This window comes from Pseudomonas sp. PDM24, from assembly GCF_019218905.1.
Taxonomy (GTDB): Bacteria; Pseudomonadota; Gammaproteobacteria; order Pseudomonadales; family Pseudomonadaceae; genus Aquipseudomonas.
This window is the reverse complement of record NZ_JAHUWR010000001.1, coordinates 372,260-397,706: the sequence shown is the minus strand read 5'-3', so window position 1 is coordinate 397,706 and position 25,447 is coordinate 372,260. Positions and strand designations below refer to the sequence as shown.

The 25,447-nt window shown below is 58.3% G+C and carries 24 protein-coding genes and 1 tRNA gene; 10 read left to right on the top strand and 15 right to left on the bottom strand.

The window, feature by feature from the left end; translation table 11 throughout:
- Nucleotide 1: 1 nt before the first annotated feature.
- From KW837_RS01930 to pabB, 3 genes are all read left to right on the top strand, one after another.
- The gene (locus tag KW837_RS01930; protein ID WP_123496383.1) at nt 2–1,537 is read left to right on the top strand and encodes an inactive transglutaminase family protein; all 1,536 of its coding nucleotides are present in this window, start codon (nt 2–4) and stop codon (nt 1,535–1,537) included.
- The gene (locus tag KW837_RS01925; RefSeq protein ID WP_218394325.1) at nt 1,537–2,523 is read left to right on the top strand and encodes an alpha-L-glutamate ligase-like protein; all 987 of its coding nucleotides are present in this window, start codon (nt 1,537–1,539) and stop codon (nt 2,521–2,523) included. The genes KW837_RS01930 and KW837_RS01925 overlap by 1 nt, the downstream gene beginning before the upstream one ends.
- A 225-nt stretch (nt 2,524–2,748) precedes the next feature.
- The gene (gene pabB / locus KW837_RS01920; protein WP_218394324.1) at nt 2,749–4,086 is read left to right on the top strand and encodes an aminodeoxychorismate synthase component I; all 1,338 of its coding nucleotides are present in this window, start codon (nt 2,749–2,751) and stop codon (nt 4,084–4,086) included.
- 97 nt (nt 4,087–4,183) lie between these two features.
- Here the strand turns inward: pabB and thrH are convergent, their stop codons facing one another.
- Entirely contained in the window at nt 4,184–4,801 is a 618-nt protein-coding gene (gene thrH / locus KW837_RS01915; protein WP_218394323.1) for a bifunctional phosphoserine phosphatase/homoserine phosphotransferase ThrH, read from the bottom strand.
- A 174-nt stretch (nt 4,802–4,975) separates the two neighbouring features.
- On the opposite strand from thrH, the gene KW837_RS01910 reads away from it, so the two are divergent.
- Nucleotides 4,976–5,716 carry a phosphoadenylyl-sulfate reductase gene (locus KW837_RS01910; RefSeq protein WP_008074131.1) on the top strand — a complete coding sequence of 247 codons (741 nt, stop codon included), beginning with the start codon at nt 4,976–4,978 and terminating at the stop codon, nt 5,714–5,716.
- Nucleotides 5,717–5,863: 147 nt separating this feature from the next.
- Here the strand turns inward: KW837_RS01910 and KW837_RS01905 are convergent, their stop codons facing one another.
- Entirely contained in the window at nt 5,864–6,787 is a 924-nt protein-coding gene (locus tag KW837_RS01905) for a LysR family transcriptional regulator (protein WP_218394322.1), read from the bottom strand.
- 124 nt (nt 6,788–6,911) lie between these two features.
- Here KW837_RS01905 and KW837_RS01900 point away from each other — a divergent pair, with 124 nt between their 5' ends.
- On the top strand, nt 6,912–7,658 hold the full coding sequence (locus KW837_RS01900) for a 3-oxoacyl-ACP reductase family protein (protein WP_218394321.1): 747 nt from the start codon (nt 6,912–6,914) through the stop codon (nt 7,656–7,658).
- A 111-nt stretch (nt 7,659–7,769) separates the two neighbouring features.
- Here KW837_RS01900 and KW837_RS01895 read toward each other — a convergent pair whose 3' ends face one another.
- Entirely contained in the window at nt 7,770–8,465 is a 696-nt protein-coding gene (locus KW837_RS01895) for an HAD-IA family hydrolase (RefSeq protein WP_218394320.1), read from the bottom strand.
- Between the two features lie 262 nt (nt 8,466–8,727).
- Here KW837_RS01895 and KW837_RS01890 point away from each other — a divergent pair, with 262 nt between their 5' ends.
- Both KW837_RS01890 and KW837_RS28665 read left to right on the top strand, forming a co-directional pair.
- Nucleotides 8,728–13,605, top strand: a complete 4,878-nt coding sequence (locus KW837_RS01890) for an RHS repeat-associated core domain-containing protein (RefSeq protein WP_218394319.1) — start codon at nt 8,728–8,730, stop codon at nt 13,603–13,605.
- Nucleotides 13,602–13,997 carry a hypothetical protein gene (locus tag KW837_RS28665; RefSeq protein ID WP_063342997.1) on the top strand — a complete coding sequence of 132 codons (396 nt, stop codon included), beginning with the start codon at nt 13,602–13,604 and terminating at the stop codon, nt 13,995–13,997. Before KW837_RS01890 ends, KW837_RS28665 begins: the two co-directional genes overlap by 4 nt.
- Before the next feature lie 38 nt (nt 13,998–14,035).
- Here KW837_RS28665 and KW837_RS28660 read toward each other — a convergent pair whose 3' ends face one another.
- From KW837_RS28660 to KW837_RS01855, 9 genes are all read right to left on the bottom strand, one after another.
- On the bottom strand, nt 14,036–14,383 hold the full coding sequence (locus tag KW837_RS28660; RefSeq protein ID WP_256348509.1) for a hypothetical protein: 348 nt from the start codon (nt 14,381–14,383) through the stop codon (nt 14,036–14,038).
- 101 nt (nt 14,384–14,484) lie between these two features.
- Nucleotides 14,485–14,709 carry a hypothetical protein gene (locus KW837_RS01885; RefSeq protein WP_123360066.1) on the bottom strand — a complete coding sequence of 75 codons (225 nt, stop codon included), beginning with the start codon at nt 14,707–14,709 and terminating at the stop codon, nt 14,485–14,487.
- Between the two features lie 108 nt (nt 14,710–14,817).
- The gene (locus KW837_RS01880; protein ID WP_007902135.1) at nt 14,818–14,988 is read right to left on the bottom strand and encodes a hypothetical protein; all 171 of its coding nucleotides are present in this window, start codon (nt 14,986–14,988) and stop codon (nt 14,818–14,820) included.
- Nucleotides 14,989–15,116: 128 nt separating this feature from the next.
- Nucleotides 15,117–15,542, bottom strand: coding sequence for a glycine zipper domain-containing protein (locus KW837_RS01875; protein ID WP_123496365.1), 426 nt, complete (start codon nt 15,540–15,542; stop codon nt 15,117–15,119).
- Nucleotides 15,543–15,730: 188 nt separating this feature from the next.
- Nucleotides 15,731–16,096 carry a hypothetical protein gene (locus tag KW837_RS01870; protein ID WP_007902140.1) on the bottom strand — a complete coding sequence of 122 codons (366 nt, stop codon included), beginning with the start codon at nt 16,094–16,096 and terminating at the stop codon, nt 15,731–15,733.
- A gap of 349 nt (nt 16,097–16,445) precedes the next feature.
- Entirely contained in the window at nt 16,446–16,640 is a 195-nt protein-coding gene (locus KW837_RS28655) for a hypothetical protein (RefSeq protein ID WP_008072999.1), read from the bottom strand.
- A 144-nt stretch (nt 16,641–16,784) separates the two neighbouring features.
- Nucleotides 16,785–17,105 (bottom strand): YbjQ family protein, encoded by a 321-nt coding sequence (locus tag KW837_RS01865; protein WP_007902143.1) that lies wholly within the window; start codon nt 17,103–17,105, stop codon nt 16,785–16,787.
- A 68-nt stretch (nt 17,106–17,173) separates the two neighbouring features.
- On the bottom strand, nt 17,174–17,356 hold the full coding sequence (locus KW837_RS01860) for a hypothetical protein (protein WP_008073001.1): 183 nt from the start codon (nt 17,354–17,356) through the stop codon (nt 17,174–17,176).
- 333 nt (nt 17,357–17,689) lie between these two features.
- Nucleotides 17,690–17,779: transfer RNA gene (locus KW837_RS01855), tRNA-Ser, on the bottom strand.
- Nucleotides 17,780–18,087: 308 nt separating this feature from the next.
- On the opposite strand from KW837_RS01855, the gene KW837_RS01850 reads away from it, so the two are divergent.
- The 3 genes from KW837_RS01850 (at nt 18,088) to KW837_RS01840 (ending at nt 20,832) form a co-directional block, all read left to right on the top strand.
- The gene (locus KW837_RS01850; protein ID WP_218394318.1) at nt 18,088–18,777 is read left to right on the top strand and encodes a crotonase/enoyl-CoA hydratase family protein; all 690 of its coding nucleotides are present in this window, start codon (nt 18,088–18,090) and stop codon (nt 18,775–18,777) included.
- Nucleotides 18,778–18,991: 214 nt separating this feature from the next.
- Nucleotides 18,992–19,714 (top strand): 1-acyl-sn-glycerol-3-phosphate acyltransferase, encoded by a 723-nt coding sequence (locus tag KW837_RS01845; RefSeq protein ID WP_218394317.1) that lies wholly within the window; start codon nt 18,992–18,994, stop codon nt 19,712–19,714.
- A gap of 146 nt (nt 19,715–19,860) precedes the next feature.
- A complete protein-coding gene (locus tag KW837_RS01840) occupies nt 19,861–20,832 on the top strand; it encodes a magnesium and cobalt transport protein CorA (protein WP_218394316.1) in 972 nt (323 codons plus the stop codon).
- A 94-nt stretch (nt 20,833–20,926) separates the two neighbouring features.
- On the opposite strand, the gene KW837_RS01835 is transcribed toward KW837_RS01840, so the two are convergent.
- The 3 genes from KW837_RS01835 to KW837_RS01825 form a co-directional block, all read right to left on the bottom strand.
- Entirely contained in the window at nt 20,927–21,667 is a 741-nt protein-coding gene (locus KW837_RS01835; protein WP_218394315.1) for an amidotransferase, read from the bottom strand.
- A gap of 106 nt (nt 21,668–21,773) precedes the next feature.
- Nucleotides 21,774–23,915: a 3-hydroxyacyl-CoA dehydrogenase NAD-binding domain-containing protein gene (locus KW837_RS01830; RefSeq protein WP_218394314.1), complete on the bottom strand. Its 2,142-nt coding sequence runs from the start codon at nt 23,913–23,915 to the stop codon at nt 21,774–21,776.
- A 24-nt stretch (nt 23,916–23,939) separates the two neighbouring features.
- Nucleotides 23,940–25,145, bottom strand: coding sequence for an acetyl-CoA C-acetyltransferase (locus tag KW837_RS01825; protein WP_218394313.1), 1,206 nt, complete (start codon nt 25,143–25,145; stop codon nt 23,940–23,942).
- Nucleotides 25,146–25,447: the final 302 nt, after the last annotated feature.

The following is a 25,447-nucleotide window of genomic DNA, read 5'->3' as shown; positions in this document are numbered from 1 at the left end:
AATGCGCTCTCTTACCCTCCATCTGAAACTGCTGATCGCCATCCTGGTGGTGCTGGGCATTTCAGTTACGGCCTATCAGATTTTCGTGCTCGGAATTCCGGTGACCGAAGACGCTACCGACGACTTGTGGAACATCGACGCCAAGGTCGAGTTCGTCGCCAATGCCAAGGATCCGATCAAGATTCAGATGTTCGTACCACCGTTGAGCCGCGACTACGTGAGCCTCAACGAGAGTTTCATTTCCAATAATTACGGCGTGGCGGTGAACCGTGTCGACGGCAACCGCAAGGTCACCTGGTCGGCGCGTCGGGCCAAGGGCAACCAGACCCTTTATTACCGACTGGTGCTGACCAAGCGCTACAGCGGCGAAAAGTCCAAGGTCAAAGGCCCGACCTTCCGCGACAGCATCGCCGTCGAAGGCCCGGAAAAAATCGCCGCCGAAGCCCTGCTCGCGCCGATCCGCCAACACTCGGCAGACGTTGAAACCTTCATCGGCGAAGCCATCAAGCGCGTCAACAACCTTAACGACGACAACGTGAAACTGCTGCTGGGCGGCGATCCGTCCACCGCGAACAAAGCCAAAATCGTCGAGTTGGTACTGTCCATCGCCCACGTGCCGATCGAAAAGGTCCACACCATCCGCCTGGTGGCCGACCAACCACAGATGCCTGAACTCTGGTTGCGCAGCTTCAACGGCACCGACTGGCTGTACTTCAACCCGGAAACCGGCGAACAGGGCCTGCCCACCGACCGCTTGCAGTGGTGGACCGGCGATGAAAACCTGATCACCGTCGATGGCGGCAAAAAAGCCACCGTCACCTTCAGCCTGAACAACAGCGAAATGAACGCCATTCGCCTGGCCAAGCTGACCGACGAAAATTCCGACGCCAACTTCCTCGAATACTCGCTGTACGGCTTGCCGCTGCAAACCCAACAGACGTTCATGATCATGGTGATGATCCCGATCGGCGTGCTGGTGATCCTGATTCTGCGCAACCTGATCGGCATTCAGACACTCGGCACCTTTACCCCGGTGCTGATCGCCCTCGCCTTCCGGGAAACCCAGCTCGGTTTCGGCATCGTGCTATTTACGATCATCACGACGCTGGGGCTGTCGCTGCGCTCCTACCTTGAACATTTGAAGCTGCAAATGCTGCCGAGGCTATCGGTGGTGCTGACCTTCGTGGTGGTGCTGATCGCGGCGATCAGCCTGTTCAGCCACAAACTCGGCCTGGAACGCGGCTTGTCGGTGGCGCTGTTCCCGATGGTGATTCTGACCATGACCATCGAACGCCTGTCGATCACTTGGGAAGAGCGCGGGGGCGGCCATGCCATGAAAGTGGCGATCGGTACCCTGTTCGCCGCCTCTTTGGCGCACCTGATCATGAGCGTGCCTGAGCTGGTGTACTTCGTGTTCACCTTCCCGGCGATCCTGCTGATTCTGGTGGGCTTCATGCTGGCCATGGGTCGCTATCGCGGTTACCGCCTGACCGAACTGGTGCGCTTCAAGGCTTTCCTCAAGAAGGCTGACGCCTGATGTTCGGTCTCTGGAAAACCTGGAAAGCCCTGGAGGCCCGGGGCATCATGGGGATCAATCGGCGCAACGCAGACTACGTGCTCAAGTACAACAAGCGCAGCCTGTACCCGATCGTCGATGACAAGATCATCACCAAGGAGCGCGCCATCGCCGCCGGCATCCACGTGCCGGAGCTGTACGGGGTGATCTCCACCGAGAAGGAAATCGACAACCTCAGCGAGATCATCGGCGGGCGCACCGATTTCGTGGTCAAACCAGCCCAGGGCGCCGGCGGTGACGGCATTCTGGTGATCGCAGACCGCTTCGAGGGCCGCTATCGCACGGTGTCGGGCAAGATCATCAGTCACGAGGAAATCGAGCATCAGATTTCCAGCATCCTGACCGGCCTGTATTCGCTCGGCGGTCACCGCGACCGCGCGCTGATCGAGTACCGCGTGACCCCGGACCAGATCTTCAAAAGCATCAGCTATGAAGGTGTGCCGGACATTCGCATCATCGTGCTGATGGGCTATCCGGTGATGGCCATGTTGCGCCTGCCGACTCGCCAGTCCGGCGGCAAGGCCAACCTGCACCAGGGCGCCATCGGCGTCGGTGTCGATCTGGCCACAGGCCTGACATTGCGCGGCACCTGGCTGAACAACATCATCAACAAACACCCGGACACCACCAACGCCGTGGACGGCGTGCAACTGCCCTACTGGGACGGTTTCATGAAGCTCGCGGCCGGCTGCTATGAGCTGTGCGGGTTGGGTTACATCGGTGTCGACATGGTGCTCGACCAGGAAAAAGGGCCGTTGATTCTTGAGCTTAACGCCCGGCCCGGGTTGAACATTCAGATCGCCAACGATTGCGGGCTGACGTTGCGTACCCACGCGGTCGAAGCACGGCTGGAAGAATTGAAGGCTCGTGGGGTTGTTGAGACGGTTCAGGAGCGGGTTGAGTTCGTTCAGGAAATGTTTGGGCATATTCCAGCGGTTGAGGGCTGATCCAAAACCGAGTCGCCCCCTTCGCGAGCAAGCCCGCTCCCACATTGGATCTTCGGCGTCACGTATATCCAATGTGGGAGCGGGCTTGCTCGCGAAGACTGACTCCCAAGCACCACAGCCCTCAACCCTGTCGCCAATCTACCAATCCCCGACTTACCCTCTAGGAGCAAATCCTGCAGAGGACTACAATCGCTCCCCCGCCTCGATGGCTGATCTGCCCTGCCCATGCTGACCTGTTCCGTACACCCGCTGCCCTATCGCGCCAACCCCGCCGAATACTTCGCGGCGATTCGTCATGCCCCCGGTGCCGTGCTGCTCGACAGCGGCCGGCCGAGCGCCGAGCGTGGGCGTTTTGACCTGCTCAGCGCCTGGCCGCTGGAACAACTGGCTGTGTTACCGGATGAAAGCGGCAGCCATTTCCTGCAACGCCTTCGCGACACTCTGAAGCGACTCGGTAAAGCCTCTGCTCCTTTCGACCTGCCTTTCGCCGGTGGCCTGATCGGTTATCTGAGCTATGACTTCGGCCGGCATCTGGAAAACCTGCCGAGCCAGGCACGGGACGATCTGCAATTGCCCGACGCACGTTTCGGGCTGTACGACTGGGCTCTGATCAGTGATCACCACCTGGCCACCAGCCAACTGGTGTTCCACCCGGCGCTGATCGACAGCGAGCGGCAGCGGCTGCTCGAATTGTTCACGCAACCTGCACCTCAGAAAATCGAGCCTTTCAAACTGGACAGCCCGATGAGCGCCGACCTGAGCGCCGACGACTATCGACAAGCCTTCGAACGCATTCAACAGTACATTCAGGCCGGCGACTGCTATCAGGTCAACTTCGCCCAGCGCTTTCGTGCGCAATGCCAGGGCGATCCATGGGCTGCGTACTGCGCGCTGCGGGCGGCATGCCCGACACCTTTTTCCGGTTTCCAGAGCCTGCCCGACGGCGACGCCGTGCTGAGCCTGTCGCCAGAGCGTTTCGTCAAAGTCAGCGAACGCCACGTCGAAACCCGCCCGATCAAAGGCACCCGCCCCCGCGGTCTGACTGCAGTTGAAGATGCGGCGAACGCCGCCGAACTGCTGGCCAGCCCCAAGGACCGCGCGGAAAACCTGATGATCGTAGATTTGCTGCGCAACGACCTCGGTCGTACCTGCCGCATCGGCTCGGTGCGGGTGCCGGAGTTGTTCAGCCTGGAAAGCTACCCGAACGTGCATCACCTGGTGAGCAGCGTTACCGGCGAGCTTGCGGATAACAAGGATGCGCTGGACTTGATTGCCGGCAGCTTCCCCGGCGGCTCGATTACCGGAGCGCCAAAGATTCGCGCGATGCAGATTATTGATGAGCTGGAGCCGACCCGTCGTGGATTGTATTGCGGTTCATTGCTGTACCTGGACGTGCGCGGCGAGATGGACAGCTCCATCGCCATCCGTAGTTTGCTGGTCAAGGATGGACAGGTGTGCTGCTGGGGTGGCGGCGGGATCGTCGCGGATTCGGACTGGCAGGCGGAATATCAGGAATCGATAACCAAGGTGAAGGTGTTGCTGGATACTTTGCGAGGCCTTTAAAAGCTTCGCGGGCAAGCCTCGCTCCTACAGGATTTATGTCGTTCGCCGGAAATCCTGTAGGAGCGAGGCTTGCCCGCGAAGACGTCCTCGAAAACGACTACAAATTCAACGCCCGATTCGAAGCCTTGATGAACTCCTGCTTCAACTCCACAAAGCTGTGCACCGCCGGAAACTGTGGAAACTCACGAATCACATTGTCCGGCGCATGGAACAGAATCCCGGCATCCGCCTCGCCCAGCATCGTCGTATCGTTGTAGGAATCCCCCGCCGCGATCACCCGATAATAAAGGCTCTTGAAGGCCAACACTGACTGACGCTTTGGATCTTTCTGACGCAACTGATAGCCCGTGACCCGACCGGCATCGTCGGTAATCAGACGATGACAAAGCAAGGTCGGGAAGCCCAGCTGACGCATCAGCGGTTGGGAGAATTCGTAAAAAGTGTCCGACAGAATCACCACCTGAAAGCGCTCACGCAGCCAGTCGACGAATTCGCTGGCGCCTTCCAGAGGCTTTAGCGTGGCGATCACTTCCTGGATGTCGGAAAGCTTCAGGCCGTGCTCGTCGAGAATCCGCAAGCGCTGCTTCATCAACACGTCGTAGTCGGGAATGTCCCGAGTGGTGGCCCTGAGGGAGTCAATCCCGGTTTTTTCGGCAAAGGCGATCCAGATTTCCGGGACCAGCACACCTTCAAGATCCAGACAGGCAATTTCCACAAGACACTCCCATTTTGTACTGTTTATTGAGTCGAGCGAGCAAAAGGACTGCCGAACTCTAGCGACTCGCCCTGCTCTGTGCAACGCAGAGGGCGCACCAGCCACCGCAGGATTTTGTTACCATCAGGCATATATAGAGCGCCCAGCGCCACCGACCTGTAGGAAGCCGCCCTGATGAGCCCATCGTTCGATGTCGTGGAACTCGCCACGACCTATGCCAACAAATCCGCCCAGGACATCCTGAAACTCGCGTTCGCCGAGTTCGGCGATGACCTGTGGATATCTTTCAGCGGCGCCGAGGATGTGGTGCTGGTGGACATGGCCTGGAAGCTGAACAAGAACGTCAAGGTGTTCAGCCTCGACACCGGCCGCTTGCACCCCGAGACCTATCGCTTTATCGAACAGGTGCGCGAGCACTACAAGATCGATATCGAAGTGGTATCGCCGGACTACACCAAGCTCGAACCTTTCGTGAAGGAAAAGGGCCTGTTCAGTTTCTACAAGGACGGTCATGGCGAGTGCTGCGGCATCCGCAAGATCGAGCCGTTGCGTCGCAAGCTATCGGGCGTGACCGCCTGGGCCACCGGCCAGCGTCGGGACCAGAGCCCGGGCACCCGCAGTGCGGTCGCGGTGCTGGAAATCGATACCGCGTTCTCCACCCCGGAACGCACTCTGTACAAATTCAACCCGCTGGCGCAAATGACCAGCGAAGAGATCTGGGGCTACATTCGCATGCTGGAGCTGCCGTACAACAGCCTGCATGAGCGTGGCTTCATCAGCATCGGCTGCGAGCCTTGCACCCGTCCGGTGTTGCCGAACCAGCATGAGCGCGAAGGTCGTTGGTGGTGGGAAGAAGCCACGCAGAAAGAATGCGGGCTGCATGCCGGGAACATCATCAGCAAATCCAAGGCTTAAAAATCACAGTCTTAAACCGCGTTATCGTTCATCGCGGGCAAGCCACGCTCCCACAGGTTTTGTGTCGTTTACATCATTACTATACGACTCAAAACCCTGTGGGAGCGGGCTTGCTCGCGAAGGCCGCACCTCGGTTCTAAATCAGACTCACAGCGCACTGAACCGCTGCCCCAACCCCTGCTCCGCAAACTGCTCAATGATGAAATCGACAAACGCCCGGGTCTTGCCCGGTAGCAGTTTGTGCTCGGCGTAATAAATGGAGATGTTGCCGTCATCGACGTACCAGTCAGGCAACACCCGCTGCAACGTCCCCGCCTCCAGATAACCCACGGCAAACGGCATGCTCACCAACGCAATGCCTAACCCCTGAGCCGCCGTGGCGCAGGCGGCTTCCGAATCGCTCATGGTCATCCGCGCCTTGAGCGTTAGCGGGCTGTGTTGCCGGGCGCGACTGGTCAACTGCCAGGAACGCACGCGCCCCGTCTGCGGCGAGCGTATCAAGATACCGTCGTGGTGTTTGAGGTCGTCGGGCTCGATGATCGTTTCGTGCCCTGCGAGGTACTCGGCTGAAGCCACCAACACCCGATGGGCGGGCGTCAGCTTGCGCGCCACCACGCCTTGGGGCAGTTCGAATCCGCCACCAATCGCCGCATCGAAACCCTGGCCAATCAGGTCGACCTGGCGGTTATCGAAATGCCAGTCCGGGTTGATCGCCGGAAAGCGCCGCAGAAACTCGCCCAGCAACGGCACGATGTACAAGCGCCCGAACACTGTGCCCATGCTGACTTTCAATGTGCCGGCGGGACGTCCTTCGGCGCTGGCCAGGTTGGCCACGGCATTCTGGATCGTGTGCAGGCTGGCGCTGACTTCGCCGAGAAACAGCTGACCGGCCTCAGTCAGCGTCAGGCTGCGCGTACTGCGCTGGAAAAGCCGCACACCCAGTCGCGCCTCCAGCTTGGCAACGCTCTTGCCCACCGCCGCCGGCGTCAGGCTCAAGCGCCGCGCCGCTTCGGCGAAGCTGCCAACCTCGGCGCTACGCACGAAGCATTCGATACTGCTGAAGGTTTCCATAAGCGTCACTATAAACTTCTGGTTTACACAGACTATAGCAATGACGGTCTACCCGCGAAGTAGTGCGAAGCCGATACTCGACTCCGACAACAAGGCAGCCCGCCTTGAATTTCTGGAGATCGACATGACCACTCAACACCTCAGCGGTAAAGTAGCTCTGATTCAAGGCGGTTCACGCGGCATCGGTGCTGCCATCGTCAAACGCCTGGCCGCCGAAGGCGCTACCGTCGCCTTCACTTACGTCAGCTCCACCGCAAAAGCCGAAGAGTTGCAAAACAGCATCACCAGCGCCGGCGGCAAAGCCTTGGCCATCAAGGCCGACAGCGCCGATGCCGTCGCGATTCGCAATGCCGTTAATGCCACCGTCGAAGCCTTCGGTGGCCTGGACATCCTGGTCAACAACGCAGGCGTTCTGGCCATCGCGCCGCTGGAAGACTTCAAACTTGAAGACTTCGACCAGACCCTGGCGATCAATGTGCGCAGTGTGTTCATCGCCACTCAGGAAGCGGCCAAGCATATGACCGAAGGCGGTCGCATCATCAACATTGGCAGCACCAATGCCGAGCGCATGCCCTTCGCCGGTGGAGGCCCGTACGCCATGAGCAAATCGGCGCTGGTCGGCTTGACCAAAGGCCTGGCCCGCGACCTCGGCCCACGGGGTATCACCATCAACAACGTGCAACCGGGCCCGGTCGACACCGACATGAACCCCGCCAGCGGCGACTTTGCTGAAAGCCTGATCCCGCTGATGGCCGTGGGTCGTTACGGCAAAGTGGAAGAAATCGCCAGCTTCGTCGCTTATCTTGTCGGTCCCGAAGCCGGCTACATCACCGGTGCCAGCCTGACCATCGACGGCGGTTTCGGCGCCTGATACAGGTCACTGTGGGAGCGGGCTTGCTCGCGAAGGCGTCGTATCAGTCGACATTGATGTTGCCTGACACTCCCTCTTCGCGAGCAAGCCCGCTCCCACATCAGATAGGTGTCAAGCCCACTCAAGTGCCGGCAGGCCACATGCGCTGGGCTTGAACGCCTTCAATGTACGAAGAATGCCATCGGCGTGTGCGTACTTTTCGTCGGCCATCGCCGCATCCGGGATCGCAATCGCCGTCATCCCCGCCGCTTTCGCCGCCGTGACACCGAACGGCGAATCCTCGAACACCAGGCAATCCTCAGGCGCGACACCCAGGCGCCGCGCCGCCGTCAGGAAGATATCCGGCGCCGGTTTGGCCGCGCCCACTTCCGGGTCGTCAGCGGTGACGATGAAATCGAACAGCGCAAACCACTCACGGTGCAAGGTGGTTTTCTGGCCGAACGACTGACGTGAAGAACTGGTGCCCACCGCAATAGGAACGTTGTTGGCCTTCAAGTGCCTAACCAGCTCCTCTGCGCCAGGCATCGCCAGCGCCGTCGGAAAACGCTCGCGCATCAACGGTTCGCGGATCACCAGAAACTCTTCGGCTGTAATTGGCAGGTCCAGTGCCTCGACCACATAGCGCGCCAGATCACCCGCGCCACGACCGATGATGTTCTGTTTGACGCTCCAGTCGAAGGTCCGGCCATAACGCCCGGCAATAATGGACGTGACCTCGGTGTAAATGCCCTCGGTGTCCAGCAACAAGCCGTCCATGTCGAAAATCACGGCCTTGATCGGGCCGAACTCATCCAAGGGTGCATTCATCGCATCTGATCCGTTTTCTCATGACATCCCAGGAGCGGCTAAGGCACGCCGGGGCCGTGATGGATTAAAGGGTTCAGCAGCATAGCGAGCGCGGTTGGCAGAGAGCAACGGGCAATGTCTGGCGGACACAAAAAACTGTGTCGGGACGCCCGCGATGATTTAGCGATTTCCCCTACACCAAACACCTCCTTTCCCGACTTCTTTTCTCGTTGATCCCCCGCAAAGTCCTGCGCTCCAGATTAATCAGCGCGAGGGACTGCGAATGTTCGAACCTGACAAGGTCCTGGCCTTGAACAATGCCATCGGCTTACTGGTGGTCGCCGCCATGAACCCGGAGCAGCCGGACGTCGAAGCGTTGCTCGGTGATTTTCGACTCTGCCTCAACGACTACGAGGCCTGGGCGGAAAACTTCTGGACCGGTGGGGCGCTGAATGTCGAGCAGGTATTCAAGGTCGGCAACGAAGTCTGGCTCAGTGCTCCGAAGGACTCCACTACCCCTGTCAGTTCAACGCTCGCCATGTGCCCCGCCAGCGGTCCGTTGACCCTGGTTCATATGTTTGAGGCTGCGCGTTTCGTGCCGATCGGCGATACGCCGGTGATGCTCGAACCGGTTATCTCGCAGCGTAATGGTGAACTGACGTTCGGTGAGCCCGTCCACGAAACCATCGGCCCCAGCGGCATCCTCGAAATCCCCGACTGCTGGCGCGGCCAGCGTTATCGCATCACCTTCTTTCCCACTGTTTGCACTGATCACGTCAAAGCGCTCTATGCCTCCTATCAAGGCGTGATCAGCGAGCTGGAAGGCTGGTTGCGCAATGAATGGTCGAGCGAATTCGAGCCCTTATGGGCAGGTTTCTCCGAGGCAACCTTCACTCAGCGCTACGGCCTGCTGCAACAGGCCGACTGGCGCGGCCTTGAGCGTGCGCTGCAGGGTTTGTGGGATGACGTGAAGCAGGTCTACGCCCTGGTGGCAGATCTGCAAGCCAATAGCGAAAAACTCCTTGAGTACCTGACCCAGGGCGAGCTCGAGACGCTGCTGAATGCCTCGGCTGAAGCCATCGCCAATGTGTTGCTGATGTTGAGCGATGAGCCGTTGATGTTCATCCATCTCGCCGCCTTCATCAGTTGGATGAAGATGTTGCCGCCGCAGTACATCGCTGAAGTCGTGGCGCAAATTCGTACAGAACTGTTGATCAGTTTCCTGCTGGTGCGCCTCACCGGCCCTACGGGCCTGAAGCTCGGCATGAGCGCCAAAGTACTGGACAAGATCAAGTCCCGGCAGGCGCGACAGTGGTTGGCGGCGGCCAGTTTGCGCCTGGCCGAACTAACGGCCAAATCTGACCTGACAGCCCACGCTGGCGTGCTCAAACCGCTCGTGGTCAGCGCGCGGAATGCACCACTGAAACCGGCGCCGACGGTTCCGCTACAGATCCGTGCCGGCGACTCTCCTGTTGTACAGGTGAACAATCCGGTTGCCATCGCTCGCGACAAGTCCAACGCCATGACCCGGCTGGGGCGTCACGAACCTCACGACGATGCATCGAGTCAGGCGAAAAACCCCAACGGCGACAGCGCCGATTGCGCGGCACTGACCTGCACCAACGGCTGCCCGGTGTCGATGGTCACCGGTGAAGAGCTGCTGACCCTCACCGACGGTTCGCTGGATGGGCTTCTGCCGTTTGCCTTTACCCGGTTGTACCGCACCAGCGCGGCGGAGATCGATTGCGGGCTGGGCTGGGGCTGGAGCCATTCGCTGGCACAGCGGTTGGAGCTGAACGATGAACAGGTCGTCTGGATCGACCATGAAAACCGTCGCACCACCTTTCCGTTGCCGAGCGTCGAGCGCCCGGCGATTCATAACAGTCTGTCGCGGGCAGCGATTTTCCTTGGGAATGAGTCGGAAGAGTTGATTCTCGCGTTGGCCGGCGAGACGAGCCGGTTCTATCACTTTCGAGAGGGTCGCCTGACGGCGATCAGTGATGCCTACAACAACCGTATCCACATCACTCGCGACCGTCAGGATCGCATTCAACGCCTCGATAACGGCGCCGGTCGTTCCCTGCTGTTGCGCTACGAGCGCAGGCACCTCGTCGCCATTGAATATCAGTCGTTTCATCCCACCGATGCCGTGGGTGAAGCCTGGCATACAGAGCAGACGCTGGTTTTCTATCGCTACGACGCCCGCCAACGCTTGATCGAAGCGACCAATGCCGCCGGTGAAAGCGAGCGTTACGATTACGACGACCAGCACGTGATTCTGCAGCGGCAACTGGCCGGTGGCGCGAGTTTCTTCTGGGAGTGGGAAAGGTCTGGCAAGGCCGCGCGATGTGTGCGGCATTGGGCGTCGTTTTCCCAGATGGACACGCGTTATGTCTGGGACGACCAGGGCGGCGTCACCGTCCAGAACCTCGATGGCAGCCAAGAGGTTTATGTCCACGATGATCGGGCGCGGCTGGTGCGCCGGGTCGAGCTGGATGGCGGCGAACACCTTAAGGCCTACGATGACAATGGCCGGTTGGTAGCCGAACAGGATCCGCTCGGGGCGATCACTGAATACCGTTACGACGAAGTCGGACGGTTGGTCGCGCTGGTTCCGCCGCAAGACGAGCCAACATCCTACGAATACCGCAATGGTTTCCTGCACGCGCGCTATCGCGGCAAAGCGGTGTGGAAGTATCAACGCAATGCCCAGGGGGATGTTACCGAAGCCACCGATCCGGACGGCCAGGTCACTCACTACCACCACGACGCTCAGGGGCGTTTGCTGTCGATCCGCTTCCCGGACAACAGTCGGCATGTCTTCATCTGGAACAGGCTGGGACAACTACTCGAAGAGACCTTGCCGGACGGCAGTCAGCGGCGCTTTTCCTACGATGCGCTAGGGCGGCAGCTGACCCGTCAGGACGAACACGGTGCGCTCACCCAGTATCAATGGGATGCCGTCGGGCGACTGGTTCAGATGACCCGTCCCACCGGCGCCAGTCGCGCCTTCAGCTACAACGCCTATGGCAAGATCACCGCCGAGCGCGATGAACTGGGCCGCGTCACGCGCTATGAATATGCCGACGATTTGCACCTGGTCAGCCGTCGGATCAACCCCGATGGCACGCAACTGCGTTATCGCTACGATAACGCGCAGCTGCTGCTCACAGAGATCGAAAACGAAGCCGGCGAAAAATATCGCCTGGACTACACGCCCAACGGCCTGATCCGACAAGAAACCGGCTTCGACGGCCGCCGCACCGCTTACAGCTACGATCTCAACGGCCACCTGCAGGAGAAAACCGAGTTCGGTGATGACGACTCGCAGTTGATCACCGGCTATCAGCGGGACTCGGCTGGACGTCTGTTGGTCAAGACCCTGCCCGATGGCGTCAAGGTCAAGTACCGCTATGACCGCCTCGGCCGACTGGTCAGTGTCGATGACGGCCACGACCATCCGCTGGAGTTCGAATACGACGCCCAGGACAGGCTGATCACCGAGCATCAAAGTTGGGGCACATTGCGTTATCGCTACGACGCGTGCGGCCGACTCAATCACCTGCGCCTGCCGGACAACAGCAAACTCGATTATCACCACGCCAAGGGTGGCGCGCTGACGGCCATTGACCTCAATGGCACACGACTCACCACCCACCAGTTTGCATTCGGCCGCGAGCAGCAACGCCAACAAGGTCAGCTCACCAGCGAATACTCCTACGACGATCAGGGCCGACTGAAAGCGCATGCCGTCAGCCAACAGCAACAAGCGCTCTACCGTCGCGACTATGCCTACAGCCCCAGCGGCAATCTCGACCATATTGCCGACACCCGCCATGGCCAACGCAGCTACCAGTACAACTCGCTCGATCGACTGATCCGCGTCCGCCACTCTCGCGACGACCTACCGGAAAGCTTCGCCCACGACCCGGCCGGCAACCTGCTGATGCAGGACCGGCCCGGACCGGCCACCGTCAAAGGCAACCGCCTGTTGATGCAGGGCGACTGCTACTTCGATTACGACGCCTTCGGCAATCTGATCCGCGAACGCCGCGGCACCGCGCAAAAACTCGTCACCGAGTACAGCTACGACGGCCAGCACCGGCTGATCGGTGTCACCCTGCCGGATGGTCGATGCGTGAGTTATCGCTACGACGCCTTCGGTCGCCGCATCAGCAAAACTGTCGAGGGCAAAACCACCGAGTTCTTCTGGCAAGGCGACCACCTCGTCGCCGAACACAGCCAGGACCACCATCGTAGCTACATCTACGAACCCGGCAGCTTTCGCCCACTGGCCATGCTCGACGGCAAAGGCCCGCGCCAGGCCTGCCCGTTCTACTACCAACTCGACCACCTCGGCACACCGCAAGAACTCACCGACTACAGCGGCGATATCATCTGGGCCGCCCGATACACCGCCTATGGCCGCCTCACCCGCCTCAACCGCGACACCCACCAGGTCCTCGATCAACCGCTGCGCTTTCAAGGACAGTACTTCGATGCGGAAACCGGCCTGCATTACAACCGGCACCGGTACTACAATCCGGACATCGGACGGTACCTGACGCCGGACCCGAGCAAGTTGGCGGGTGGGTTAAACGGGTATCAGTACACGCGCAATCCGACGGGCTGGGTTGATCCGTTGGGGTTGAGTGATTGTCCGGGAGGGGATGGGTGTAAGAAGCCGTCGTTTGGGGATGAGGATCCGGCGGGTAAGGTGGGGGTTGATGAGGGGGAGGCAACAACTCCTTCACCTAAAAGAGAAGAGGAGTACTTATACCGTGGGGATGAACGAGAGCCCAATGATGTATTTCAAAACGGTTTTAAAAGCAAAGGTAAAAGTAATGATCTATTGCTCCACTCTATAGATAGTGAAAACCCACCCAGTAATTTCATCAGCACGTCGCCGTCGCGAGATGTTGGCAAGCTTTTCGCAACCGGCTATCACACAAAAGTAGGTTACCTCTATACTCTTCAAAAAATAGATGGATATGATTTACAGAAAGAGCTTGGACAAGCCTACCTTTTCGGATCAGAAAAAGAGATTGCCATAGCTAACCGAATAGAAAATTCCGACGTACTTGGCGCCACCCTGATCATTGATGATGGCAGAGAGCTCGGTTACTCCATACCAAATCCGTATAGGATAATAAAAAAATGATATCCAAGGTTGAAATAACCATAAGCATTGACGGCACAAAGGAAATCGCCAACCTTATATGCGACAACAAAGACGTAACCATAACTTTCACAATGAAAAATGGCTTTAACAAAACATATTCGGACAGTGACTTCTATAGATGCTTCGCACGTGTTCGAGAGGACAACCCCAACATACAATTTCTCTGCAAGGGATCAAAAATCAACGTACATCCTTCCAGCATGTCATCACAAATGTCTCTTGGGTTGAAAGCATATGAATTGACATTGGGTAAAGCCTCGTCACTCAACGATGTAGTTTATATTTTTGATTATGATGACAACAACCTAACAAATGATCCAAATGAACAGCAATCTTTCTATAGATGTTGGATTGAATCAGAAAAGTTCTAATCATCAAAAGCCCGGCTCACATCCGGGCTTAAGGATCTCTAACCTCCAGTACCACCATCTGTCCTATCCGTCCCACCACTCTCAGAACCACCTGACTCTCCAGACCCACTTCCAGAACCACTCCCCATCGAACTTCCACCGCTCATCGACCCACTTCCCTCCCCCGGGCTGGTGCTACTCCCGTTGGCATCACCACCATTCCCACCACCAATGGTGTCCGGTGGTGGCACCTTCCCATCCGAGACGCCCGCATTCATTTCCGAATATGGCGGCATCCCGCCCTTGTCGACCGGCGCATCGCGGCCAGAAGATTGAGCAAACGCCGCCAATGAACTGATCGACAATAAGCCAACCACCGTCAGGGTCGTCAGTTTTGACCTGATCATGGCGCACCTCCTTTAAAGAGTGCTTTACCTGATGTCTGGCAGCGGTCGCTTTTTAAAGGTGCCGCGCAATCGACGAGCGGCGATGGATCGCTGCACAGATTTCAGCTCGGTTCTCCCGATAGATCGTCACCGGCAATGTCCGGGTCATCGGGATTGGCTTCCACATCCCCGCGCTTCACATCATCGGTATCGGTGGGCACCTGCTCCACGCCGGTGTCGTCATCGTCGGGCGGGCGCTGATCGCGACTCAGGGAGTCGGTGGGTGAAGGCAGCGGATATTCGGGGGTATCGTCGTCGATATCGGAGTCTTTTGGATCAGCGTTCATAACGCACCTCTCAATGGACCTGAAAAGCAGATCCTGATATTTCGAGGACAACACGATAGATGCGGTTCGATCAGAAGGACGATCGGTCGGCCGGACCGCAAGGCACGATCACTCGTCGTCTTCCTCGTCGTATTCGTCGTATTCGCAATTGCCCACATCGCCTGCGTCATCGGCATCGTTGAGCGGCACCGTGGCGTCGTCCATCAGAGACCCCGGATCTTCGTTGCCAGGATCATTGATCGGACCTTCATCTTCCATGCCTTCGGTTTCCGGAGTCATGACATGCCTCACAACGTTCAGGGGTGTATGAAGTTCGAGGCGTCCTAGGGGCAAACGTTCCAGAGTCCTGGTGACAGAAACGAAAAACCCGGCACTGGACCGGGTTTCTACTGTCACTCGATATCGAGTTAGCGATGCTTGTACTTATTTTTATGCTTGTGTTTGTGGTTGCCGCCACCGGAATGCGAGCTGCCGCTGTCATTACCCAGGTTGCTGCCCACCGCGCCACCGGCTGCACCGCCCACGCCAGCGCCAATGGTCGAACCGGTGGAGCCGCCCAGACTATTGCCGATCACCGAGCCGCCTGCCGCGCCGATACCGCCGCCAACAGCCGCTTCTGTTCGACTGCCCTTGCGCGCACCGACCGCGCTGCCCGCCGCACCACCGACGCCAGCGCCAACCGCGGCTCCTGTGCTGCCGCCTAGTTGACCGCCGACCACGTTACCCAACGCGCCGCCAAGACCACCGCCCACTGCAGCGGTGCCGTCGCCGGCAGCCATCGCACCCTGAGCAATCAAAAGTCCTAAAACCACCGTGGACAATGTCAAACGCATGATATGAACCTCTAATTTCCGCATCGGGGGAAGATCGTGCCGCGGATAGGCATCAGTCTGGCATCTGCGTCTGTTGAACAGCCAAATCAGATGCCGGCTGTAAGAGATTTGAGCCACATACTGCAGAAACGTTCCAAAACGAAGAAGCCCGGCATTGAGCCGGGCTTCTTCAGCGGATCATCTTGGGATCAGTGGCCTTTTTTGGACAGATTGCTGCCCACGCCGCCGCCCAATGCACCACCCAGGCCGGCACCGATGGTGGAGCCAGTCTTGCCGCCCAGGCTGTTGCCAATCACCGAACCGCCCGCCGCGCCGACACCGCCGCCGATGGCCGCTTTGGTGCGGCTGCCTTTGCGTGCTGCAACAGCACTGCCAGCTGCGCCCGCTACGCCGGCACCAATCGCTGCACCTGTGCTGCCGCCCATTTTCTGACCGACCACATTACCCAGCGCGCCACCCAGACCACCACCGAGCGCAGCGGTGCCATCACCGGCAGCCATCGCACCTTGAGCAACCAAAAGGCCCAGAACCAGAGCAGGCAGTGTCAAACGCATAACGAGAACCTCAAAAAAAGGGGGAAACCGAAAGGCCGGAGATTGAATGCTTTAGAGGAGGCAAAGTCCAGACACAAACACGGAACAACCTCGTCATTGGCGACGGTTGGACAGCATTTATGGAAAAGGTTTTATGACAGGCAAAAAAAAGCCCGCTGGGGAGACGGGCCAGGGTACTGCTTTCTAACGGATGAGCTGAGACTACGTAGGCAGGTGTGAAAAGTTTGTGAAAAAAACCACTAGCGCTCGCAATGTTGTAGGACATTTCCCCGCATTGCCTCCAAGCATGCTTTTTTCCCTTCAAAAACAAGAAACCCCGCTCAATAGCGGGGCTCGTACGAGTCACTGTTTACTTCCTGGAAGGCGCACCCAGCTTGGGCATGAATTTCGACTTCGGCCCTCGAGTTCGAGGTACCGTAGATTTGATTTTGTTGATTTTGATACGGTCTTCACCGAAGCTCGGCACATAGTCCGTCTGACCACACTGCACGCAATTATTGATTGGAAACTCCGCCCCGTCGTCTTCGATATACGGCTCAGTCATATCTTCGCTCCTCTCAACGGGTCGATACCGGCAAGCCCTATTTGCCTGAAAAATATCGACCACCCAGGATTTTGAGACTAGTCGGTCATTCCCGGACTTGTGATTCAGATTGTTACGTGCCCGACGAATGGCCAGCGCGGCGTCCTACCTCAGCTTGACCGCCGTCCCGGTCACAAACACCACCACCATTCCACCTTTACCGGCCGGCATGCTGATCTCATAGTCGAGCCCTACCACCGCATCCGCCTGAAGCGCCCGCGCCCGCTCCTTGATCTCGTCGGTCGCCTGAATCCGCGCATCTTTCAATGCTCGCTCCAACGTTTGAGAGCGCCCACCGAAAAAATCCCGCATGCCAGCGAACAAATCGCGGATCACGTTGACGCCCTGCACCGACTCGGCGCTGACGATGTCCAGGTATGCGGTGATTTGCCGGCCTTCGATGGTGTGGGTTGTGGTGGTGATCATGAGATTTCCTTTTTCATAGAGGCATGCATCATTCCCCAGCGCGGAAATGATGAACACAAAAAGCTCGCCTAGAGCAGCTTGATCATCACAGCAGTAACGGTAGCTACCGTACCAATCAACCCAGTAGCAACCGCCACTGGATACCAAAAGGTTTCACGGGTCATCTTGCCGGCCTCGGCGTTCAGCTTGCGCTGTTCAGCGATCAGTTTGACGATCTCCACGTGAACCTTTTCCAGCTCCGCCTGTTTCATGGTCATTTCCTGCATAACGTGCGAATGTCCCTTCTGGATAATGGGGGTGGCGTCATTTGCGCTGCCCTTTGATTCATTTTGCACTTTGGATGAGCAAAACAAATATCCCTTCCCAAGATGGCCCAGATGAGGTGCTGGAACCAATGGAAGCACCTAACCGCTTGGCTTTCCAGCATTACTTCCCACACGCTTGGCACTTGTCCTACATCATTTTCGGATGCGTCTTTGCTGATACATCCGGGGCAATTCCGTCGCGAGGCATGAAATCCAGATACCAGAAACCACAAAACCCCTGACTTCTCTCGAAATCAGGGGTTTTGTGTACATCGAATTTGGCGGTGAAGGAGAGATTCGAACTCTCGATACAGTTTCCTGTATACACACTTTCCAGGCGTGCTCCTTAAGCCACTCGGACACTTCACCGTATCTCGTCAAACATGTTCTGTCTGTCGAGGCGCGCTAATGTAGTCGAAAGCTTTTCTGATGGCAAACTTTTTTTGCAGAATTTTCATGCGGTTAGCGATTTAGTCGTTCCGCTGGGTGCCGTGCCATGGCAAACCCGCCAATCTCCGGCTTCGCGCCCTCTTCTATATAGAGGGGAATGCGCGGCTGGCGTGGCCGGCAACGCTTCCCGGGAGGGGAAAAGGGTGACCGGGTGGTCAGTCACGGCGCTTTACCTGGCCTACGGCGGTGGGTAACGTCTGCCCTACTTTATTAGAAGGATTGGCGTCATGAGTGAGTTGATTTCTTACCATCTCGAAGACGGTATCGCGACCCTGACCTTGAGCAATGGCAAGGTCAATGCCATCTCACCGAATGTGATTGTTGCGTTTAACGCTGCGCTGGATCGGGCAGTGGCGGATCGGGCGGTGGTGATCATTACCAGTCAGCCGGGCATTTTTTCGGGTGGTTATGACTTGAAGGTGATGACGGCCGGCCCTAAAGAGGCGATTGCACTGGTGGCTGCCGGTTCGACGCTGGCTCGTCGGCTGCTGTCGCACCCGTTCCCGGTGGTCGTGGCGTGCCCTGGGCATGCGGTGGCCAAGGGTGCGTTTATTTTGTTGTCGGCCGACTACCGCATTGGTGTCGATGGCCCGTTCAGCATTGGTCTGAATGAAGTGCAGATCGGCATGACCATGCACCATGCCGGTATCGAGCTGGCGCGTGATCGTCTGCGCAAGTCGGCGTTTCATCGCGCGGTGATTAATGCCGAGATGTTCAATCCACAGAGTGCTGTGGATGCCGGTTTCCTTGATCTGGTGGTGTCGGCCGAAGAGCTGCAAGGCGCAGCGCTGGCGGCGGCTCGTCAGTTGAAGAAGCTCAACATGACCGCCCATAAAAACACCAAGCTCAAAGTGCGCAAGGCGTTGCTGGAGACGCTGGACAACGCGATCATCCTGGATCAGGAGCATATGGGTTAAGCCCGAACGCGCTGTACCGAAAAGCCCGACCGTCGTGTCGGGCTTTTTCTTGCGTGTCTGGTTCAAAACCTTACAACCGCTCTAAACCGCATCTGACCCATAAGTCGGAAACAAGCGCTCAAACATCGGCTATCTCCCACTTCTATAGCGGCAATTGCCGAAAACAGTGCACATCCGTACACTGCGCCACCTTTTGTCCCGGCGGGCCCTTTAAATGCTGTTTGTGTTTCGTATGTTATTGATGGGCTTGCACTTTATTCTGGCCGGCATGCTTGGTGTGATTCTCGGTCTGTGCCGACCGTTCAATCCGGACAACAGCCGTTTATGCGCACGTCTGTATGCGTGGCCGGCGATGTGCATTCTGCGTTTGCGGGTGAAGACCGACGTCGGGCCGTTAATGGATAAGCCTGACAGCTGCGTGATCATTGCCAACCACCAGTCCAACTACGATCTGTTTGTGTTCGGCAACGTGGTGCCCCGCCGCACCGTGTGCATTGGCAAGAAGAGCCTGAAGTGGGTGCCTTTGTTCGGGCAGTTGTTCTGGCTGGCCGGCAATGTGTTGATCGACCGCGGCAATGCACACAAGGCACGCCAGTCGATGCTGACCACGACTCGCACCTTGCAACATGAAGACACCTCGATCTGGGTCTTCCCGGAAGGCACGCGCAACCTCGGCGAAGAACTGCTGCCGTTCAAAAAAGGTGCGTTCCAGATGGCGATTGCCGCGGGCGTGCCGATTGTTCCGGTGTGTGTCAGCAGTTACGTCAAACACATGCGATTGAACCGCTGGCGCAGCGGGAAAATTCTGATCCGTTCGCTGCCGGCGATTCCTACGGCTGGATTGAGTCTGGATGATATGCCGATGCTGATCGCCCAGTGCCGTGAGCAGATGCGCGAGTGCATCGACTCGATGGATCGGCAACTGCAGGCCGCCTGAAAGAAACCCGCCCTGTGCGGGTTTTCTTTTGCCTGCGAACTCTACAGATTTTGCTGACTCTCAAGCAGCAGACAAGGTTAAGCTGAATCCTGCTTGCCACTGCATTTTTGCTAATACAAAGCGCTAATAAGAAGTGAACCAAAATCATGGGTAGAGTCGTTGCTGCTGCGGTTTACAGTGCCGGTAAGAAGGTCACCAATATCACGCTCGACGAAGGCGCTGCCTGGGCTGCCAAGCCCGGCCACTTTGTCTGGATTGGTCTGGAAGAGCCGAACGCCGAAGAGCTGTTCAACCTGCAACGTCAGTTCAACCTGCATGAACTGGCGATCGAAGATGCCCTGGAAAAACACAGCCGACCGAAGCTGGAGACGTTCGGCGACGCGCTGTTTATCGTCACGTATTCGCCAATCCGCAATGAAGGCAAACTGCAGTTCATCGAGACTCATATCTTCGCCGGCAAGGGTTACATCATTACCGCACGCAATGGACATTCGGCGTCCTACGCGTACGTCCGACAGCGCTGTGAGGCGCGGCCGCTGTTGTTGGAGCATGGGGAGGATTTCGTACTCTATGCCATTCTCGACTTCGTGATTGAAAACTACCAGCCGATGGGCGAAGCGATTCATGCCGAGATCGATGAGCTGGAGAGCAATGTCCTCTGCGGTTCACTGAAGGAGCGCGATATCCAGAAACTCCACGGCCTTCGCCGCGATGTATTGCGCTTGCGCCGGTTTGCGGCACCCATGGTGGAGATCGGTGAGGAACTGCAAAAGCTGAGCTTTCCGTTCATCGACAAGAACATGCGCCCGTATTTCCGCGACGTGCAGATTCATGTCACGCGGCAGATGGAAGACCTGACGACCCTGGCGGACATTGCCAGCCAGACCATCGAGGTCGGGGTGTTGCTGGAGGCGTCACGCCAGAGCGTGGTGCAGCGCAAGTTCGCGGCGTGGGCGGCGATTCTGGCGTTCCCGACGGCGATAGCGGGGATTTACGGGATGAACTTCGAGGACATGCCAGAGTTGAGTTGGCATTACGGGTATTTCGGGGTGTTGGGGTTTATTACTATTGGGTGTGTCGGTTTGTGGGCGAGTTTCAAGCGGTCGGGATGGTTGTAGTCAGGACTGAGGCGTCTGAACGAATTCGCGGGCAAGCCTCGCTCCTACAAGAACACCGAACCTCCTGTAGGAGCGAGGCTTGCCCGCGAAGCCTTTAAGGCTTAACCGACTCACCCTCACCCTCAGGCTTGTGCGCCACAAACCGCATCATCCACTCTGCGACGGTCGTGCCGTGATGCTCGTGTTCAAGACTGGCCATACCTTTCGAATAAATCTGCTCGCCCAGCGCTTCCTGACGAATATCCAGCAACGCCCGTGAGTAATCGTGAATGAACTCCGGATGCCCCTGGAAGCACAGCACCTGATCGTTGATGTGGTACGCAGCGAACGGGCAAAAATCACTCGAAGCAATCACCGTAGCGTTTTCCGGTAGCGCGGTGACCTGATCCTGATGGCTGATCAGCAGCGTCAGCTCTTCCCTCAGTGGGCTCATCCACGGCGCCTTGGCGGCGAGTTTGTAGCTATGGGTGCCGACGCCCCAACCCTGGGTCGCTCGCTCGCTCTTGCCACCCAACAGCAGCGCCAGCAGTTGATGGCCGAAGCACACGCCCAGCAGCTTGTCGCCGCGCTGGTAGCGGTCCAGCAGGTAGGTCTTGAGGGTTTGAATCCACGGGTCGGTACCGAAGGAGTCGGCCTTGCTACCGGTGACCAGATATGCATCAAAGATCTGATCATCGCTGGGATAATCGCCCTGCATCACGTTGTACACGGTGAACTCGGCAGCGATGGGTTGCTGCGAAAACAGACGCTGGAACATCTGCCCGTAACCCTGATATTGATCGACCAGTTCCGGACGCAGGATGTCGGTTTCCAGAATGCAGATGCGTAACGACATAAAAAATACCTGACACATGAAGGGAATAATGCACACCCCAGAGCCTGCCTTGAAACACCGTGACAAGGCAAGCCCCGAGCGCGTCATCGGTCCCTTAGAACGTCCCTTAAAACAACGCGTCTTTGGCGGCTTTCTCCAGCAGCAGCGCAGGCGGTGTGAAGCGCTCGCCGTACTGCTCGGCCAGGTACTGGGCGCGGGCGACGAAGTCTTTCACGCCGTACTGATTGATGAACTGCAGCGCACCGCCGGTCCAGGCCGCGAAGCCGATGCCGAAGATCGAGCCAACGTTGGCATCCGCCGTCGAGGTCAGCACGCCCTCTTCCATGCAGCGCACGGTTTCGATGGCTTGGACGAACAGCAGTCGATCGCGTATGTCCTTCGGTGAAATCTGCCCATCGGCTTTCTCGAAGCGGGTTTTCAGCTCTGGCCACAAATGCTTCTGCCCTGTGGCCGGGTAATCGTAGAAACCACCTCCAGCGGCCTTGCCCGGACGCTTGTATTCCTTGAGCAACAAGTCAATCACGGCGAACGCCGGGTGCTCAATCAGCGGTTTCCCTTCTGCTCGCAGGTCTTTGGCGGTTTGTTCGCGGATATGGCTCATGAGGCTGAGGGAAACTTCGTCGGAGATCGCCAGAGGTCCGACAGGCATGCCGGCCTTGCGCGCTTCGGTCTCGATCATTGGCGCGCTCACACCTTCGCCGAGCATGGCGATGCCCTCGTTGGTGAAGGTGCCAAATACTCGTGAGGTAAAGAAGCCGCGACTGTCGTTGACCACGATCGGTGTCTTCTTGATTTGCAGGACGAAATCGAAACCGCGAGCCAGGGTTTCATCGCTGGTATGGGCACCTTTGATGATTTCCACCAGCGGCATTTTCTCCACGGGACTGAAGAAATGCAGCCCGATGAATTTCGTCTGGTCCGGCACGGCGGTGGCCAGGCCGCTGATCGGCAAGGTCGAGGTGTTGGAGGCGATGACCGCATCCGGGCCGACGACTGCTCGCGCCGCCGATGAGACCTTGGCTTTCAGTTCGCGATCTTCAAACACCGCTTCAATAATCAGATCGCAACCGGCCAGATCCGCATCGTTTTCGGTGGCATGGATTCGCGCCAAAATATCCTCGCGCTGCTCCCGGGTTAACTGACCACGCGCAACCTTCTTGTCCAGCAACGCCGCCGAGTGGGCCTTGCCCTTCTCTGCCGCGGCGAGGTTGATGTCTTTGAGCACCACGTCGATGCCGACCGATGCGCTGACAAACGCGATGCCCGCGCCCATCATCCCGGCGCCGAGCACGCCGACTTTCTTCGTCGCGTAAGGCGCTATGCCTTGGGGCCTAGAGCCGCCGGCATTGATCTCATTGAGCTGAAACCAGAACGTACCAATGAGGTTTTTCGACACCTGGCCGGTGGTCAGCTCGGTGAAGTAGCGGGTTTCGATCAGGTGCGCCGTGTCGAAATCCACTTGGGCGCCTTCCACCGCAGCACAGAGGATTTTCTCCGGCGCGGGCAGGCAGCCCTGGGTTTTGCTGCGCAGGATCGATGGCGTGATGGCCAGCATCGGCGCGAGCTTGGGATCCGACGGCGTGCCGCCAGGAATCTGATAACCCTTCACGTCCCAGCGCTGCACAGCGACCGGGTGATCGACAATCCACGCCCGCGCCTTGGCCATCAGTTCATCGCGATCGGCGGCCAACTCGTCGATCAACCGCGCCTGCAACGCCTGTTGCGGGCGGATTTTCTTGCCTTCAAGCAGATACGGCAGCGCTTTTTCGATGCCCAGCATGCGGACCATGCGCACTACCCCGCCGCCGCCCGGTAACAGGCCAAGAGTGACTTCCAGCAGACCCAGCAGCACCGATGGGTTGTCCAGCGCGACGCGGTGATGACAGGCCAGACAGATTTCCCAACCGCCACCGAGCGCTGCGCCATTGATCGCAGCGACCACCGGTTTGCCGAGGGTTTCCAGGGTGCGCAGTTGGCCCTTGAGTGTCAGCACCATGTCGTAAAAGGCTTTGGCTTCGGGTTTGCCGACCTTGATCAGTTCATTGAGGTCGCCGCCGGCGAAGAAGGTCTTCTTGGCCGAGGTGATGATCACACCAATGGCGTCCTTGTCGGCGACCAGTCGGGCGACGCAGGTGGCCATGGCGTCGCGGTAGACCGCGTTCATGGTGTTGGCACTCTGGCCCGGCATGTCGATGGTCAGGACGACGATCTGGTCCTGGCCCTTTTCGTAACGGATGGCTTGGGTCATGGAAATGTTCCTTGAAGTCAGGGCTCAGAGGCGTTCGATGATGGTGGCAATGCCCATGCCGCCGCCGACACACAAGGTCGCCAGGCCATAGCGCAGGCGCCGGGCTTCCAGTTCATCGAGCAGCGTGCCGAGAATCGCGCAGCCGGTGGCGCCGAGCGGGTGGCCCATGGCGATGGAACCGCCGTTGACGTTGACCTTGTCGGGGTCGATGGCCATGTCCTTGATGAACTTGAGCACCACCGAGGCGAACGCTTCATTGACTTCGAACAGGTCGATATCTTCGACCCGCAGCCCGGCCTTGGCCAGCGCCTTGCGGGTCGCCGGCGCGGGGCCGGTGAGCATGATGGTCGGGTCAGTGCTGGTGACCGCCGTGGCGACGATTCGCGCCCGGGGCTGCAAACCCAGCGCCCGGCCCTTCGCTTCGGAGCCGATCAGCATCAGCGCTGCGCCATCGACGATCCCGGAGCTGTTGCCCGGCGTATGAACGTGGTTAATCCGCTCCACTTGGCTGTAAACCCGCAATGCCGTGGCATCGAAGCCCATTTGCCCGATCATTTCGAAGCTCGGCTTGAGCTTGCCCAGGCCTTCCATCGTTGAGTCGGCACGAATGAATTCATCGTGATCGAGCAGAATGATGCCGTTCTGGTCTTGCACCGGCACCAGCGACTTGTTGAACGAACCGTCCGCCCGCGCCCGCGCCGCCTTCTGTTGGGAGTGCAACGCGAAGGCATCGACGTCCTGACGGCTGAAACCTTCAATCGTGGCGATCAGGTCCGCACCCACGCCCTGAGGGGTGAAGTGGTTGTGCAAATTGGTTTCCGGGTCCAGCGCCCAAGCGCCGCCGTCGCTGCCCATGGCCACGCGGGACATCGATTCGACGCCACCGACTACCACCAGGTCTTCGAAGCCGGAACGCACTTTCATCGCGCCGAGGTTCACCGCTTCCAGACCCGACGCGCAGAAGCGATTGAGCTGCATACCGGCCACGCTGACGTCCCAATCGGCCACCTGCGTGGCGGTCTTGGCGATGTCGGAACCCTGATCGCCGATGGGCGTCACGCAGCCAAGCACCACATCATCGACCTGACTGGTGTCCAGGGATGTGCGCTGCTGCAGCGCCGTCAGCAGCCCGGCGACCAGATTCACTGGCTTGACGCTGTGCAAGGCGCCATTGGCCTTGCCTTTACCACGGGGCGTGCGTAACGCGTCGAATATCAAAGCCTGGGTCATGACGTCCTCGAACCTGGTGGTAAATGAAGATCAAAAGATCAAAAGATCGCAGTCTTCGGCGGCTCCTACAGGAGACCGTGTGACCCTGATCTTTATGCCCTCACCTTATGCCCTGCAGCCGTGGATTCAATGACCACAGTGCTCATTGGCGTTGACGGTCACGCTCAGACGAACGGTAGTCTGCTATCGGATAAACCGATTCAAGTCACCAAGCTGTCTAGCAAACGGGCGCCCAAGAAGATGGCCATAAGCCTCATACCTTTTTAAAAGCGATGAGTGCTCAGCACATACGAAATGGATCT